This window comes from Finegoldia magna ATCC 53516 (genome assembly GCF_000159695.1).
GTDB lineage: Bacteria > Bacillota > Clostridia > Tissierellales > Peptoniphilaceae > Finegoldia > Finegoldia magna_F.
On the sequence record NZ_CM000955.1, the window covers coordinates 732,159 to 747,150 of the forward strand.

Consider the following 14,992-nt stretch of genomic DNA (forward strand, 5'->3'; position numbering starts at 1 on the left):
CGAATATGAATAATGAAAAGGTAGTTGACAGTTTTAATGGCGGATGTTTCAACCCTAAAAGAGCCTCGTCATACTACTTCTTCATTATACAAAAATAGTGCAAGATAGGAATTACTTCCTTTCTTACACTATTTATGGTACTAAAAAGAGCCCTTTCGGACTCTTAATTAAATGAATTTTCACGAATTATTTTGTTTTAATTCCAAATTTTTCCATATCTTCATCAACTTCTCCTATTGGAGCAATTCCAAAATTTTCTACCAAAACATTGGCTACATTTGGAGATAGGAATGCAGGAAGAGTTGGTCCAAGATGAATATTTTTAACGCCTAAGCTCAAAAGTGCAAGTAGTACGATTACTGCTTTTTGTTCGTACCATGCGATGTTGTAGCTAATTGGTAAATCGTTGATATCATCAAGACCAAAAGCTTCTTGTAAAGCTTGGGCTATGACAACTAATGAATATGAGTCGTTGCATTGACCTGCATCTAATACTCTTGGAATTCCATTGATATCTCCTAGGTTTAATTTGTTGTATCTGTATTTTGCACAACCAGCAGTCAAAATAATTGTGTCATCAGGCAATGCTTTTGCGAAATCTTCGTAATAATTTCTACCTTTTTGTCTTCCATCACAACCAGCCATTACTACAAATTGTTGAATGTCTCCATTTTTAACTGCTTCAACAACTTTGTCTGCCAAAGCTAATACTTGATTGTGTGCAAATCCACCGACGATTTTTCCGTGTTCAATTTCTTTTGGAGATTCACATTTTTTTGCAAGTTCTATAATTTCTGAGAAATCTTTGTGACCATTTTCATCTGCTACAATGTGTTTCATTCCAGGATATGCTGCAACACCAGTTGTGAATACTCTGTCTTTGTAAGAATCTTTTGGTGGAATTATACAGTTAGTAGTCATCAAGATTGGACCATTAAATGATTCGAATTCCTTGTCTTGTAGCCACCAAGAGTTTCCGTAATTTCCCACGAAATTATCGTATTTTTTGAAAGCTGGATAATAATTTGCAGGTAACATTTCACTGTGAGTGTATACATCTACTCCTGTGTTTTGAGTTTGTTCCAAAAGCATTTCCATATCTTTCAAATCATGACCTGAAATCAAAATAGCAGGATTGTTTCTAACACCGATGTTTACTTCTGAAATTTCTGGATTTCCGTAAGCAGATGTATTTGCACTATCCAAAAGAGCCATTGCTGCTGCACCATTTGATCCAGTTTCTAATGTAAGAGCTATCAAATCTTCTACGGACAAACTATCGTCCATTAATTTTGCTAAAGTATTTTCCATAAATTCGTCTACATTTTCATCGAATTTTCCCAAAACATTAGCGTGTCTATTGTAGGCTGCCATTCCCTTCAATCCGTAAGTAATAAGTTCTCTAAGACTTCTCTTATCGTCATCCAAAGTATTCAACACGCCGATAATTTGTGATTTCAATTTTAATTCATCATCGTCTTTTTCGTTATACAAAGCTGCCTTTGACAAGTTTTCTTTGTCATCTAAGCCTTCGATTAATTTTTGGTTCAAATCGATAGTTTCTTTTACTTTTTCTAACAAATCTTCATAGTGGAAGTTTGCGTTTGTAATTGTAGTAAACAAATTATTGTTGACATAAGAATGTAAATTAGAGATATCTTTGTTTTCTTTTCTCATTCTAGTTAGGATTTCGCCTAACCCTTTTGTAACCCAAACAAGCAAGTCTTCGATGTTTGCTACATCTGATGTTTTACCGCAAACCCCTTTTTTTGTACATGCGATGTTTTTTGCTGTTTCTTGACATTGATAACAAAACATTTCTTCATTTTTTTCAATAGTTTTTTCCATTTTCTTTCCTCCTGATTTATTCTGTCTTATGCCTTAATTATACTTATTCAAAAGTATAGTTTTCTGTAACATAAGTTACATTTGTTCATTACAATAAGTTTTCCAATTCTTCTCTGTTTTTAATTTTAATTTCAGATCCGTTTAATTCAATAAGACCACTATCCTCCATGCTCAATAATTCCCTTGATAATGAAGGTCTGGTCGTAGCCATAAAATCTGCCATCTGTTGCCTTGTCATTTCCGTGTTTGATACGTCTTTTTTTTCTGTTTGAATTAAAAAAGTTGCGATTTTTTGCCTCAACGAAAAACTAGACAACAATCTTACCTTGCTATTTAAGAAAAATGCTTTTTCTGCAAGAATCTTTATAAGATTAGTCATAATTTTATTTTTAATCGAAGTGGAGCTTTCAGATATATCGAAAAAACTTACAGGAATTTCAAGAATTTCGCAATCAGTGTTGCACACTAATGTAAAATCGCTGATTTTATTCAAATACGAATACACCTCAGCCATTACTTCCCCATGATTTTTGAAAATATTCACGACAGTGTTTTTCCCATTAATATCCGTCTTTTCAAGACTAAGCTTTCCGCTTTTCAGAACGTAGATTTTATTGCAAATATCTCCAGGGGAAAATACGTACGAATTTTTGTTGTATTTGTTTATTATTGAATTTGATTCAATAAGAAATTGTTTAAATTCTTCTTCTGTAAAATTTTTAAAAAGTTTTGAATTTATCATTTAATCACCATTATTTTTATACCCAATAATTTTTTATGTACAACAAAAAACGCATCAGAATTTTCATTCTAATGCGTTTGGTTTTAAGCGTATGGTAAATATTTTTTGTCGTCTGAATTGTATTTGGAGATTTCAACTGCTGCTATTGGATTAATTCCCAACGATTTTATTGCTTCCAATGTGTTTTTGATTTCTCCTAATCTTGAATCGTCTTTCTTGTAAAGTACGATTGCGTTTTGAATGTCTTTTGTCAAATCTGTAAGGTCTACTTTTTCCGAAATTGGACTTACAGCTGTAATTTTCTTATCGAAATTTGAATTGTATGCCTTAGCTAAATTTGCTGTGTTTTGATCAAAACTAAACACACCAACATTATCAAAACTATCTATTCTTCTGTTCAACAAACTCAATGCGCTATTTGAATTTTCATTGTAATCATTTGAAAGTACGCTAACTGTTTCAAGTCCCAATTTGTTTTGCAATTGTTCTTTGCTGAAAATATTAGGATCTTTGTAATAAGAAGCGAATGCATATGCTAGACCTATTAACATTCCCAAGAACAATCCTATTGCTGTGTCCATTTTATTGACAAGTTGTTTGATTTTCTTCTTGGCATTAGGTGCATCAACGACTTGAATGTTATCTTTTTTCATCGTTTTTTTAGTCAAATCTGTAATAGCTTTTAATGATTCTTCCAATACTTTGTTAGTTTGTTCGGCGCTTTCACTTGAATATTCCATTTCAATAATTGATGTAGATGGAACGCTTTTTACTTTCAAATCTTTCCTTAAATCAGAAGAGCTAACGCCATTTCCTACTTTTTCTGCTACTGTATCCAAAACAGAATTTGATTTAATCAATTGTTCAACATTTGAAACCAATTGTGTATTAATCATTGCGTCTACTTTGGAAACAACTGCTCCTTCTTTTTCAAAATCTTCTGGACTCCCCACCATTATTGAAACCTTTGATGAGTAAGAGTCCTTTCCCAAAACATTATTAAAAACATTTGTCAATAACGCACACACAAGCATTATTATTATAATGTGTGGCAATTTTCTAAGTATTGCTTGCCACGCTTCTTTTAAATTTAATTCTTCCAAGTTTATATCTCCTTAACTTTTTTATCTCTTTTACTCAATAACCACATTAAAACTATGCTCATAATCAATCCGTGATATAGAAGTCCTGTAAGTAAATCTACACTAATAAGATTGAACATAGGCACAATAGTTATTGCTATTGCTACCCACAAAGGCATTTTTTTGTATGAGATTTCATCCATAATTCCAATTAACCAACCAGTTATTGCAGAATAAGATAACATTCCGTAAAAACCAAAGTTAGCGTATCCATTTGCAATGAATCCAGTGTTTACCCAAGTATTTGGATGACCGTAATAAATCATCGAAATCAATGCTTGGATTGGATAATTATATGGATACAATTTTCCTCCAAATACCCAAGATTTGTCTGTCAAATACACGAAATCAATATTTTTGAATGCATCGTAATATCTGAAATGATTATCTGCAGTTACCATGAAAACACGTCTTACAATTACACTTATCGGTTGCCAATTGTCAGTTATCAAATAAAAAGCTAAGCACAAAAATGTAAGCCCTGCTAGTCCCATAGTCATTAAATTCCCAGTGTATTTGTTTCCCTTTACGATAGCTATAAAAATTACCAGTACAGGATAAAACAGCATTGACTTATGTGAAGTAAATCCAAAGAAAAATACTTGGCAAATCAATGTGATTACAGTTCCTAATTTTTTTCTATCCCAAAGGCAGAACACCAACAAAGTTGGGTTGATAATTTTACCATACCAGTTCATAAAATATGCAAATGGTCCCGGAAAGATTACTTCCGCGATTTCCCTTCTAGTGTCGTAAACTTTTCTAAAATCGAAATTCAAATATTTTAGTCCGCCTCGCATTATTATCCAAGCAAACATCAATATTCCCACCAGTGCAAAAGCATAAACTATGAAATTTTCGTTGATTTTTTTATCCGAAAAAGATAACCTCAATTTCGGTGAATTAGCGAAAATTTGCATAGTATAAAACGATGCTATCAACATGTACATATATAATCTGGAGAAATCCTTATAAGGATATATATTTAAACATGGTATGATTATCAAAACATAAAATAGCATCAGATAAAAATCACTGACCCTCTCTACTTTATGCCTTATCGTATAACACATTATCACAACCAAAGCGTAGGATTCTATCAATTTGTAAATATTTAAATTGTTCACAAGCCCCATGTACGAAAACAACGGACTTATTGCATAAGAATAACTCAAATCTAAAAACAATTTAAACATCAATGATAAGAACACAAAAAACCCTTTTGATTGGAACAATGCTTTTATATCATCAGTCATAAATTCCCCTTTTCATTTTTTTACTAAATTAGTATACCATAATTAAACGCGATAATAAACTAATTTACTTTATTTTTAGGGATTTCTCCGTTTTTAAATTGCATAATATTGTCAAAAGTAAATTCACCCATTTGAACTCTCGCAAGCTTAGTGGCATTTCCCAAATGAGGAGCCAATAAAATATTCTTGGCATTTCTCAAATCTTCTGAAATTTTGGGTTCAAATTCGTACACATCCAATGCACAACCAGCAATTTCTCCATCATTTAATGCATTTATCAAATCTTGTTCGCTTATAACTTTTCCACGCGATGCGTTGATAAGATATGCTGATTTTTTCATTTTTGAGAATGCTTTTGCATCTATTAAGTGATGTAATTTTTCGCTATAAGCTGTGTGTAAAGTTATTACGTCACTGTTTTCAAGTAAATAATTTAAATCTACTTGCTTTGCCCCATCAACTTCTTTTTTGCTACGATTGTAGAATATCACATTCATATCGAAAGCTTTGGCTTTTCTCATAACTTCAGTTCCAATTCTTCCAAGTCCAATTATTCCCAAAGTTTTCCCTTCCAATGTTTCTCCCAAACCATACACAGGCTTCCATCCTTCAAATGAATTATCATAGCAATCAGAATTCATCTTGGTAATATTTCTGAGTAGATCTATCATCAAACCAAAAGTCAATTCTGCAGTTGATTTTGTAGATGCAGATGCAGGTGCGTTTGTGACAATTATTCCTTTTTCTTTTGCGTAATCAATGTCAACATTATCAAAACCAGCGCCATAATTTGCAATTATTTTCAAATTTTTAGCTGCATCGATAATTTCTGAATCGATTTTTTCACTCAAAGGACACACTAATCCTTCGACATCTTTTATTCTAGTTTTCAATTCTTCTTTTGACAAAAAGTCCAAACTATCGTGATAATCTACTTCAAAATTCTCTTCGTATTTTTTTATAATTTCTTCAGGGATTCTATTAGTAATCAAAACTTTCATTACATATCCTCCATTCTTATCGTAGTCATTTTTCTATTTTCAAACATCGCCAAATACTTTGCATCTACGCTTTTTAATAATTTGAAAGCATCATCAAAGTGATATCTGTAATAATTTTCAAAGTGCGCATCGCTACCAACTGAGAATAATTTGCCCTTCATTTTTACGTATTTTTTGAGCGCAAATGTGTAATATTCTATGTTGTCGTATTGATACACACTTCTTGTGTTAAGCTCCAATGCTTTTTCATCATTAATGAGTTCTGCAAAAACTTTTGTCAAAAATTCATCCACAATATCCATATTTTTAGATTCCAATTTATTAAGTCTTAATGCATAATCAATGTGTGTTAACACGTCAAAATCTTTGAAATTATTCACAGCTTCCAGCATTTTTTCAAAATAATTTGTAAGAAACTCTCTTTGAGAGTAATCTTCTGGCTTTGGATTCATAAAATCTTTACCATTGAATTGATGAACTGACAAAAGTTGAATGTCATAATCTCTGCTGTTCACAGTGTTTTTGATTTTTTCCAAATTCTCAGTTGTGTAACCTATTTCTATTCCTTTTAAGATTTTTTGTGAACTTTTTTGGTTGTGTTCTTCAATCACTTTTACGTATTTGTCGTAATCAATGTCCACATCCTCAACTCTACCATCATTATAGGTAAATCCATAATCCAAGTGTTCGGTGGTGATAATGTCACCTTTGACAAGCTTCAAATAATTCTCAAATTTTTCTTTACTATCGAATGAAAATTCCGTATGACAATGTTGATCTCTATAATACATATTACTCCTTAAATGAACGAAAAGATGCTAAATAACTAGCATCTTTTACAATTATCCTTCTACTATTTTAATACCGCTTGATGCTCCGATTCTATCTGCTCCATTTTCTATCATAGATAAAGCTTCTTCTCTAGAATGAATTCCACCACTTGCTTTTACCATAGCTTTGTCTCCAACAGTATCTTTCATCAATTTGACATCTTCTACTTTTGCTCCGCCTGTTGAAAAACCTGTAGAAGTCTTCACGAAATCAGCGCCGCATTTTACAGAAATTTCGCAAACTTTTTTCTTTTCTTCATCAGTTAATAAACAAGTTTCGATGATTACTTTCAAAACTTTTCCTTTTGTAGCATCTCTTACAGCTTGGATGTCTTTTTCGACATAATCATAATCTTGTTCTTTTAATTTGCCGATATTGATAACCATGTCGATTTCATCTGCTCCATCTTCGATAGCAGTCTTTGCTTCAAAAGCTTTTGATTTGATACTCATAGCACCAAGTGGAAATCCCACAACAGTGCACACCAAAACGCTTGAATTTTCCAAAGACTTTTTAACGAAAGATGTATAGCAAGAATTTACGCACACGCTTTTAAAATCGTATTTGATTGCTTCATCACAGATTTTTTTGATGTCAGCTGATGTTGCATCTGCTTTTAATAAAGTGTGGTCGATATATTTATTTAATTCCATATTATTCACCCAATTCCAATGCGATTTCCATCATTTTTGTAAATGATGTTTGTCTTTCTTCAGGAGTAGTTTGCTTGTCTGAATGGAATGAGTCAGAAATTGTCAAAATAGTCAAAGCTCTTGCGTTGTTTGCTTTTGCTGTCAAATACAATCCGTAACTTTCCATTTCAACTGCTAACACGCCCATTTTTTCCCATTTTTTCCATTCTTCTGATTTTTGATTGTAGAAAATATCTGCAGAGAATACATTTCCAACGTGAACGTCGATGTTTTTTTCTTCTGCAACATTTACTGCTTTTCTCAACAAATCATAATCGCAAATCGCAGAAAAAGTTCCTTCCAAATCAAATTGGTGAGCAAAGTTGGAATCTGAACAACTTCCCATTGCTATTACGACATCGTATAAATCAAGGTCTTTGCTGTAAGCTCCCGCTGAACCGATTCTGATAAGATTTTCAACTCCGTATTCGTTGATAAGTTCGTAAGAATAAATTCCTATAGATGGAATTCCCATTCCAGTTCCCATAACAGAAATTTCTTTGCCTTTGTATTTCCCAGTGTATCCGAACATATTTCTAACTGCATTGAATTGTTTTACATCTTCCAAGAAATTATCTGCGATAAATTTCGCTCTCAATGGATCTCCTGGCAATAAAACTGTTTTTGCGATATCTCCTTTTTTCGCTTCGATATGTGGTGTTGACATAATAACCTCCTAATAATTTACTATAATCATATTCAAAAATTTTACCAAATCTAGTTGACAATCATCCAAGTAATTTTCAATGTACGTTTCATAATACACGCTAATCCCATCAACATTCACCTCTTTCAAATGTGGTGATTTTGAAATAAATTTGGCGTAGTATTTGGCTTCTGCAATTGTGCAGCAAGGACTTTGTCCCATGTACAACAAAATTTTTTGCTTAGATTTTTGATTGCAATATGCTTTTAATTTTTCGCTTAATTCTATTTTCATATTCTCTCAAATCAAATAAGAGAGAAATCTTGTTTCTCTCTTATTATATCATCAATTTGAACATTTTTGCTATTTTTCAAATCCTGGAACTAACAATCCGTAGTTGCCATCTTTTCTCTTATAAACAACATTTACATTATTTGTTTTTGAATCCAAGAATACGAAGAAATCATGATCGATTAATTCCATTTGCATGATAGCTTCTTCCTTATCCATTGGTTTGATTCCGAATTCTTTTGTCTTAACGATTGCACCTATTGGGATTTCTTTGTCGTTGTTTTCTTCAACAGCTTCAAATCTTATCGAATTACTTTCTGTAAATCTCTTTTGTAATTTTGTTTTGTGTTTTCTTATTTGTCTTGCTAACGCATCTTCAACTTTGTCGATAGCTGTTTTAATATCTTCGTTTGATTCTTCAGCTCTTAAAACAACTCCTTTATCTAAAATCATAGTGACTTCAACTCTCGCTTTGTCCTTTTCTTTTTTGAATACTACACGAGCTTGTTGTTCGTCATGGAAATATTTATCTAACTTGTGTAATTTAGATTCTGCCATTTGTTTCAAATCATCAGTCAATTTGATATCTTTTGTTACATAATTAAGTTTCATAAAATTCCTCCTGTTTATGAATTAAGAAATAATTTCTTATTTTCTTATTCTATATATACCCAATTTACATTTTTGCAAACGATACTAATCACTAAATTTAAAAAATCAAAAAAACTTCCCAAGTGCAAATTTTTCATTTGCTCTGGGGAAGTTTTCGTTATTTGATATATTTGTCGATAATGTTGATTACTTCTTCGATTTTTTCATCTGCATTATCATTTTCGATTGCATGTTTAACGCATGTTCTCATGTGTCCGTTTAAAATGTCGATGTTCGCTTTTTTCAATTGACCAATACAACTTAAAATCTGAGTAGAAATATCCACGCAGTATCTGTCCTCTTCAATCATATTTACAATCGCATCGAGTTGTCCACGAACTGTTTTGATTTTTTTGAGAGCTTTTTGTTTGTGTTCACTCATTATTTAACGGTAGCCTCAAATCCTATTTCATCAATAGCTTTGATGATATCAGCTTCATTAAAATCGCCTTGAACTACAGCTGTTTTGTCTTCCAATGAAACATTCACATCTGTAACTCCGTCAACTGATTTACAAGCTTTTGTCACTGATTCTACACAATGATTGCACACCATATCCAACACTTCAAATTCTTTTTTCATTATTTTTCCTCCTTAAAATTTTTAATTCTCAACGAATTTGTAACTACAGTTACAGAACTAAACGCCATTGCAGCTCCTGCTATCATTGGATTCAAAAATCCAAATGCAGCAATTGGTATTCCAATAACATTGTAGAAAAACGCCCAGAACAAATTCTGTTTTATTGTTTTAATTACTCTGTGACTTAATCTAATCGCAGTGTTAACTTTATTCAAATCTCCATTTATGATTGTGATGTCACTTGCTTCAATCGCAACATCTGTACCAGTTCCTATAGAAAAACCAACATCACTTGTCGCTAACGCTGGAGCATCGTTTATTCCATCTCCAACCATTCCGACTTTTTTGCCTTGGTTTTTTAATTCTAATACTTTGTCTGATTTGTCTTTTGGCAAACATTCAGCAATAACATGGTCGATGTTCGCTTTTTCTGCAATATGTTTTGCAGTATTTTCGCTATCACCAGTTATCATATACACATCGATATTATCTTCTTTTAATTTTGCAACGGCTTTTGGTGATGATTCTTTTATTTTATCTGCAATCAAAATATATCCGAAAAATTCGTCGTTTTTCCCAACAAGAACAACTGTATTTCCTTGAGATTGATATTTTTGAATATCTACATCGACATCAATATTATTGTCTCTCATCAATTTTTCATTGCCAATGTAGTAATTATCTCCATTTATTGTTGCTGAGAGTCCTTTACCAGTTATTGAATCGAAATCTTCAACTTTATAAAAATCGGAACCATTTTTTTCGTATTCTTTAACTACCGCATCTGCAAGTGGGTGTTCCGAGTTTTTTTCAATTGAGGACACAATTTTCAAGAAATCCGCATCTTCTGATTTGTAATCTACAACTTCTGGCTTTCCATTTGTTATTGTTCCTGTTTTATCCAAAATAACTGCATCGATTTTGTTCGCAGTTTCCAAAACTTCAGCACTTTTTATTAAAATTCCAAGCTCTGCGCCTTTACCACTTCCTACCATAATGGCTGTCGGAGTTGCAAGTCCCAATGAACAAGGGCACGCTATTACAAGAACTGAAACTGAATTTAACAACGCTTTGTCGAATTGTTTTGTCACAAAATAAGTGATGGCGAATGTAATCACAGCGATTACAATAACAATGGGTACAAAAACAGATGAAATCTTATCTGCTAGTCTTTGGATTGGCGCTTTGTTGGATTGTGCATCTTCCACTAATTTCACGATTTGACTTAGAACTGTATCTTCGCCAATTTTTTTCGCTTCAAATACAAATGATCCATTTTTATTAATCGTAGAGCCAATGCATTCATCTCCAACTTGTTTTTGTACAGGCATCGATTCTCCAGTAATCATAGATTCATCAATCGATGAGCTTCCTTCAATTATAATCCCATCAACAGCGATTTTCTCTCCTGGTTTTACGAGGATTTTATCTCCAACCATAACATCCTCAATATCCGTTTCAATCGTCTCACCATTTTTAATTACGTTCGCTTTTTTCGCTTGGAGTCCCATTAATTTACTTATAGCATCAGTAGTTCTAGTCTTCGCTCTTTTTTCGAAAACTTTTCCGAGTAAAATCAAAGTGATAACAACAGCAGACGATTCAAAATACAATTGGTCAGATCCTATTAATACGTGATAAATCGAGTAGAAGTAGGCAGCACTTGTTCCCAATGCTATTAGAACATCCATGTTTGCTCCTCCGCCTCTCAATGATTTGTATGCATTCACATAATATCTTCTTCCAATGTAGAATTGAACCACAGTTGCCAACGCCCATTGAAAATATCCATTACTTAAAATCGTGTGAACTCCAGCCATGTGAAAAAACATCGCTGAAAATAAAGGAATTGAAAAAATCGCAGAAATTATAAAATCACGTTTCAATTTTTCGTATTCAGTAATATTTTTTTCGTTAGCTATTTTATTGTCTGTTTTTATTTCTGCAGAATATCCTGCTTTGTCAACTAATCTTTTTACTTCAGAATTAGTCTTGTATCCTTCATAAAAACTAACCGTAAGTGAGTTTTGCAACAAATTCACGTTAACATCTTTGAAATTATTTTTGTTCAAAACTTTTTCAATTCTAGATGCACATGACTGACAGCTCATTCCTTCGATATCAAACTTCGATGTCTTTACCGGAACATCATACCCTGCTTTTTTTATTTTGCCTACGATAGTTTCTATATCGTATCCTTCTTTTAATTTCAAATATGCGTATTCTTGAAGTAAGTTCACGTTAACTGTGTCGATGTATTCGTATTTACTTAAAACTTTTTCTATTCTAGCCGCACATGATTCACAGCTCATGCCTTGTATTTTTAATTTTATTTCTTCCATTTTTTCTCCTTTTTTTCTCCTTTCTACCCCCCCCTACTGGTGGTATGGTTATTGTATAATATTTAAAATACTTTGTCAAGGATTTGGATTTGGATTATAATATTCATAATAAAATATGGAGGCAGATTATGGATTGGAAAAATTATGAAAATTTAAGCATGTTATCTGATTTCTACGAATTTACAATGATGAATGGATATTTGGAAAATAATATGGAAGATGAGTATGCTTATTTTGATTTGTATTTTAGAAGAATTCCTGATAACGGAGGATTTGTTATCGTTGCGGGATTAGAAGAAGTTGTAAAATATATTCAAAATTTGAAGTTTGACGAAAAAGACATCGAATATTTCAAGAGCAAGAATATGTTCAGCGAAAAATTCTTAGATTATCTTAGAAATTTCAAATTTGAATGCGATGTGTGGGCAATGCCTGAAGGTTCGGTTGCATTTCCTAATGAACCTTTGATGATAGTTCGTGGACCTGCTCCACAAGCACAATTGATAGAAACTTTTGCACTTTTGTCAATCAATCATCAATCATTGATTGCGACTAAGACGAATAGAATAGTTCACGCAGCTGAAGGAAGAGTTGTGATGGAATTTGGCGCAAGACGTGCACAAGGTGTTGATGCTACAGTTCTTGGTGCAAGAGCTGCTTTCATAGGCGGTGCTACTGCTACAAGCAATACTTTGACAGATATCACTTACGATGTTCCTGCTTTTGGTACAATGGCCCATTCATGGATTATGATGTTTGATTCAGAATACGAAGCATTCAAAAAATATGCCGAAATTTTCCCAAATTCTTGTTCACTTTTAGTGGACACTTACAACGTTTTAAAATCCGGTGTCCCAAATGCGATAAAAGTTTTCGACGAAGTTTTGAAACCTCGTGGAATTAAAAATATGTCTATCAGAATTGACAGTGGTGACCTTGCTTATTTGTCAAAACAAGCGCGTAAAATGTTGGATGATGCAGGATATGAAAACTGTCAAATCATGGCAAGTAATTCTCTTGATGAATACACAATCTCTGATTTGATTGAACAAGGAGCAAAACTAGATGGATTTGGAGTTGGAGAAAGATTAATCACTGCAAAATCAGATCCAGTTTTAGGTGGCGTGTACAAATTATGTGCGGTTGAAAAACCTAACGGAGAAATCATTCCTAAGATTAAAATCAGTGAAAATATCGAAAAAATTACAACTCCTGCATTCAAAACAGTTTACAGAATTTACGACAAAGATTCAGGCAAAGCAGAAGCCGATTTGATAACTCTTCACGATGAAAAAATCGACGAATCAAAAGATTTGGAAATATTCCACCCTATTCACACTTGGAAGAGAAAAACATTAACTAACTTCACAACAAAAGAATTGTTGGTTAGAGTGTTCGACAAGGGAGAATTGGTGTACGACCTTCCAACATTAGATAAAATAATTGAAAGAAAGAATGAACAAATTGCTGAACAATGGGAAGAAGTAAAAAGATTTGAACATCCTCATTTGTTCCACGTGGATTTGTCTCAAAAATTGTGGGATATAAAATACAATTTATTAATGCAAAGCAAATAATTAATTCAGCACAACCATAAAAATTTGGTTGTGCTTTTTTTGCAATCATGACCACCCGTAAAACGGGTGGTTTGTTCAAGGGCTATAAGCCCGAGTGATACCAACCAGCGTCTCAAGGCGCTGGTTTTCACTCCGTTCAAACCTAACTGTTTTTGCCACTTTAGCCTATCTCTGAAAGGGATTTTTAATTTCTATTTCATAAACGGATCTGTATATTCTTTTACACTCAATTTATCAAGTGCTATATCATGTTGCTCTTGTTCTCTTATATATTTTGCTATTGTCTTTTCATTCAATCCCACTGTGCTCACATAATATCCTTCTGCCCAAAAATGACGATTGCCAAATTTGTATTTTAAATTCGCATGTCTGTCAAACATCATTAGAGCACTTTTCCCTTTTAAATATCCCATAAAACTTGATACTGATATTTTGGATGGAATGCTTACTAACATGTGTACATGATCTGGCATCATATGCCCTTCTATTATTTCTACTCCTTTGTATTTACAAAGTAATTTGAATATTTCTATGAGACTTTCTCTATATTGATAAAATATCACTTTTCGTCTATACTTTGGAGTGAAGACTATGTGATACTTGCACATCCATTTTGTGTGAGACAATGAATTAGTTTTATTTGCCATAAAATCACCTCTTATTATTTTAGGTCTGAACAACTCTATTATAATACTTGGTGATTTTTTTGGTATAACCTAAGAACGCCTACCCGCATAGCGGGTAGTTTATTGTTTCGTTCGCAAGCGAACTCAACTGACTAAAGTCATCAAATCAAAAATCCACATGCATGACATGTGGATAAAATTTAGATATCGTATTGTACTAAAGTGTTGATGTAATATTTTTTGTTGACATCTCTTCCGCCAAGTTCAGTAAGTTCAATCAAAAATTCCATCGCAGTGATTTCGCCACCGTTTTTTTCAACTAACTTAGCTACTGCATTTACAGTTCCACCTGTTGCCAACAAGTCGTCAACGATTGCAACTTTGTCGCCTTTTTGGATTGCATCTTTGTGTACTTCTAATTTGTCAGTACCATATTCCAAATCATAAGAATACTCTGACACTTCTCCAGGAAGTTTGCCTGGTTTTCTTACAGGAACAAATCTTACTCCAAGAGCATACGCTACAGCTGAGCCGAACAAAAATCCTCTAGCTTCTGGAGCTGCAATCACAGTTATTCCTTTGTCTTTTAAATCTTCTACCATAAGGTCTACTGCGTGTTTGTAGGCATCTTTGTCGTTTAACAATGTAGTAATATCTTTGAACGAGATTCCTTCTTTTGGAAATCCGTCTATAACTCTAATTTTTTCTTTTAAATCCATTTTCATCACCGTTTCTTTTTTACTGTATTATCTACATCTATAGTAT

General features: G+C 32.9%; 16 protein-coding genes. 1 reads left to right on the top strand and 15 read right to left on the bottom strand.

Translation table 11 applies throughout. The features are described 5' to 3' along the window. Positions 1 to 186 precede the first annotated feature (186 nt). From hcp to HMPREF0391_RS03435, 13 genes are all read right to left on the bottom strand, one after another. Complete coding sequence (gene hcp, locus HMPREF0391_RS03375) at positions 187 to 1,848, bottom strand: hydroxylamine reductase (protein ID WP_002835467.1); 1,662 nt, start codon at positions 1,846 to 1,848, stop codon at positions 187 to 189. A gap of 88 nt (positions 1,849 to 1,936) precedes the next feature. Continuing rightward, complete coding sequence (locus tag HMPREF0391_RS03380) at positions 1,937 to 2,590, bottom strand: Crp/Fnr family transcriptional regulator (protein ID WP_002835468.1); 654 nt, start codon at positions 2,588 to 2,590, stop codon at positions 1,937 to 1,939. A gap of 83 nt (positions 2,591 to 2,673) precedes the next feature. Then, entirely contained in the window at positions 2,674 to 3,693 is a 1,020-nt protein-coding gene (locus HMPREF0391_RS03385; RefSeq protein ID WP_002835469.1) for a YveK family protein, read from the bottom strand. Positions 3,694 to 3,695: 2 nt separating this feature from the next. After that, a complete protein-coding gene (locus HMPREF0391_RS03390) occupies positions 3,696 to 4,988 on the bottom strand; it encodes a hypothetical protein (protein ID WP_002835470.1) in 1,293 nt (430 codons plus the stop codon). A gap of 59 nt (positions 4,989 to 5,047) precedes the next feature. Beyond that, positions 5,048 to 5,989 (bottom strand): 2-hydroxyacid dehydrogenase family protein, encoded by a 942-nt coding sequence (locus HMPREF0391_RS03395; protein WP_002835472.1) that lies wholly within the window; start codon positions 5,987 to 5,989, stop codon positions 5,048 to 5,050. After that, entirely contained in the window at positions 5,989 to 6,780 is a 792-nt protein-coding gene (locus HMPREF0391_RS03400; RefSeq protein WP_002835473.1) for a histidinol-phosphatase HisJ family protein, read from the bottom strand. The genes HMPREF0391_RS03395 and HMPREF0391_RS03400 overlap by 1 nt, the downstream gene beginning before the upstream one ends. Positions 6,781 to 6,831: 51 nt before the next feature. Continuing rightward, positions 6,832 to 7,473, bottom strand: a complete 642-nt coding sequence (deoC, locus tag HMPREF0391_RS03405) for a deoxyribose-phosphate aldolase (protein ID WP_035109262.1) — start codon at positions 7,471 to 7,473, stop codon at positions 6,832 to 6,834. A gap of 1 nt (position 7,474) precedes the next feature. Beyond that, positions 7,475 to 8,179 carry a purine-nucleoside phosphorylase gene (gene deoD / locus HMPREF0391_RS03410; protein ID WP_002835475.1) on the bottom strand — a complete coding sequence of 235 codons (705 nt, stop codon included), beginning with the start codon at positions 8,177 to 8,179 and terminating at the stop codon, positions 7,475 to 7,477. Positions 8,180 to 8,188: 9 nt separating this feature from the next. Beyond that, positions 8,189 to 8,452: a hypothetical protein gene (locus HMPREF0391_RS03415; protein WP_002835476.1), complete on the bottom strand. Its 264-nt coding sequence runs from the start codon at positions 8,450 to 8,452 to the stop codon at positions 8,189 to 8,191. Between the two features lie 69 nt (positions 8,453 to 8,521). Then, positions 8,522 to 9,061, bottom strand: coding sequence for a ribosome hibernation-promoting factor, HPF/YfiA family (hpf, locus tag HMPREF0391_RS03420; protein WP_002835478.1), 540 nt, complete (start codon positions 9,059 to 9,061; stop codon positions 8,522 to 8,524). A gap of 157 nt (positions 9,062 to 9,218) precedes the next feature. Then, positions 9,219 to 9,482, bottom strand: a complete 264-nt coding sequence (locus HMPREF0391_RS03425) for a metal-sensing transcriptional repressor (RefSeq protein WP_002835479.1) — start codon at positions 9,480 to 9,482, stop codon at positions 9,219 to 9,221. Next, a complete protein-coding gene (locus HMPREF0391_RS03430) occupies positions 9,482 to 9,682 on the bottom strand; it encodes a heavy-metal-associated domain-containing protein (RefSeq protein ID WP_002835480.1) in 201 nt (66 codons plus the stop codon). The genes HMPREF0391_RS03425 and HMPREF0391_RS03430 overlap by 1 nt, the downstream gene beginning before the upstream one ends. Continuing rightward, the gene (locus tag HMPREF0391_RS03435; RefSeq protein ID WP_002835481.1) at positions 9,682 to 12,024 is read right to left on the bottom strand and encodes a heavy metal translocating P-type ATPase; all 2,343 of its coding nucleotides are present in this window, start codon (positions 12,022 to 12,024) and stop codon (positions 9,682 to 9,684) included. The genes HMPREF0391_RS03430 and HMPREF0391_RS03435 overlap by 1 nt, the downstream gene beginning before the upstream one ends. 128 nt (positions 12,025 to 12,152) lie before the next feature. On the opposite strand from HMPREF0391_RS03435, the gene HMPREF0391_RS03440 reads away from it, so the two are divergent. Beyond that, the gene (locus HMPREF0391_RS03440) at positions 12,153 to 13,601 is read left to right on the top strand and encodes a nicotinate phosphoribosyltransferase (protein WP_002835482.1); all 1,449 of its coding nucleotides are present in this window, start codon (positions 12,153 to 12,155) and stop codon (positions 13,599 to 13,601) included. 191 nt (positions 13,602 to 13,792) lie between these two features. Here HMPREF0391_RS03440 and tnpA read toward each other — a convergent pair whose 3' ends face one another. Beyond that, positions 13,793 to 14,248 (bottom strand): IS200/IS605 family transposase, encoded by a 456-nt coding sequence (gene tnpA / locus HMPREF0391_RS03445; RefSeq protein WP_002835435.1) that lies wholly within the window; start codon positions 14,246 to 14,248, stop codon positions 13,793 to 13,795. A gap of 179 nt (positions 14,249 to 14,427) precedes the next feature. Continuing rightward, positions 14,428 to 14,946 carry an adenine phosphoribosyltransferase gene (locus HMPREF0391_RS03450; protein ID WP_035109263.1) on the bottom strand — a complete coding sequence of 173 codons (519 nt, stop codon included), beginning with the start codon at positions 14,944 to 14,946 and terminating at the stop codon, positions 14,428 to 14,430. Between the last annotated feature and the right edge of the window lie 46 nt (positions 14,947 to 14,992).

What these genes read in the sequence shown, in the direction of transcription:
- hpf (WP_002835478.1), bottom strand. Translation starts at nt 9,061, where the DNA reads ATGAAACTTAATTATGTAACAAAAGATATCAAATTGACTGATGATTTG.
- HMPREF0391_RS03435 (WP_002835481.1), bottom strand. Translation starts at nt 12,024, where the DNA reads ATGGAAGAAATAAAATTAAAAATACAAGGCATGAGCTGTGAATCATGT.
- HMPREF0391_RS03425 (WP_002835479.1), bottom strand. Translation starts at nt 9,482, where the DNA reads ATGAGTGAACACAAACAAAAAGCTCTCAAAAAAATCAAAACAGTTCGT.
- hcp (WP_002835467.1), bottom strand. Translation starts at nt 1,848, where the DNA reads ATGGAAAAAACTATTGAAAAAAATGAAGAAATGTTTTGTTATCAATGT.
- HMPREF0391_RS03400 (WP_002835473.1), bottom strand. Translation starts at nt 6,780, where the DNA reads ATGTATTATAGAGATCAACATTGTCATACGGAATTTTCATTCGATAGT.
- deoD (WP_002835475.1), bottom strand. Translation starts at nt 8,179, where the DNA reads ATGTCAACACCACATATCGAAGCGAAAAAAGGAGATATCGCAAAAACA.
- tnpA (WP_002835435.1), bottom strand. Translation starts at nt 14,248, where the DNA reads ATGGCAAATAAAACTAATTCATTGTCTCACACAAAATGGATGTGCAAG.
- deoC (WP_035109262.1), bottom strand. Translation starts at nt 7,473, where the DNA reads ATGGAATTAAATAAATATATCGACCACACTTTATTAAAAGCAGATGCA.
- HMPREF0391_RS03395 (WP_002835472.1), bottom strand. Translation starts at nt 5,989, where the DNA reads ATGAAAGTTTTGATTACTAATAGAATCCCTGAAGAAATTATAAAAAAA.
- HMPREF0391_RS03390 (WP_002835470.1), bottom strand. Translation starts at nt 4,988, where the DNA reads ATGACTGATGATATAAAAGCATTGTTCCAATCAAAAGGGTTTTTTGTG.
- HMPREF0391_RS03450 (WP_035109263.1), bottom strand. Translation starts at nt 14,946, where the DNA reads ATGGATTTAAAAGAAAAAATTAGAGTTATAGACGGATTTCCAAAAGAA.
- HMPREF0391_RS03430 (WP_002835480.1), bottom strand. Translation starts at nt 9,682, where the DNA reads ATGAAAAAAGAATTTGAAGTGTTGGATATGGTGTGCAATCATTGTGTA.
- HMPREF0391_RS03415 (WP_002835476.1), bottom strand. Translation starts at nt 8,452, where the DNA reads ATGAAAATAGAATTAAGCGAAAAATTAAAAGCATATTGCAATCAAAAA.
- HMPREF0391_RS03380 (WP_002835468.1), bottom strand. Translation starts at nt 2,590, where the DNA reads ATGATAAATTCAAAACTTTTTAAAAATTTTACAGAAGAAGAATTTAAA.
- HMPREF0391_RS03440 (WP_002835482.1), top strand. Translation starts at nt 12,153, where the DNA reads ATGGATTGGAAAAATTATGAAAATTTAAGCATGTTATCTGATTTCTAC.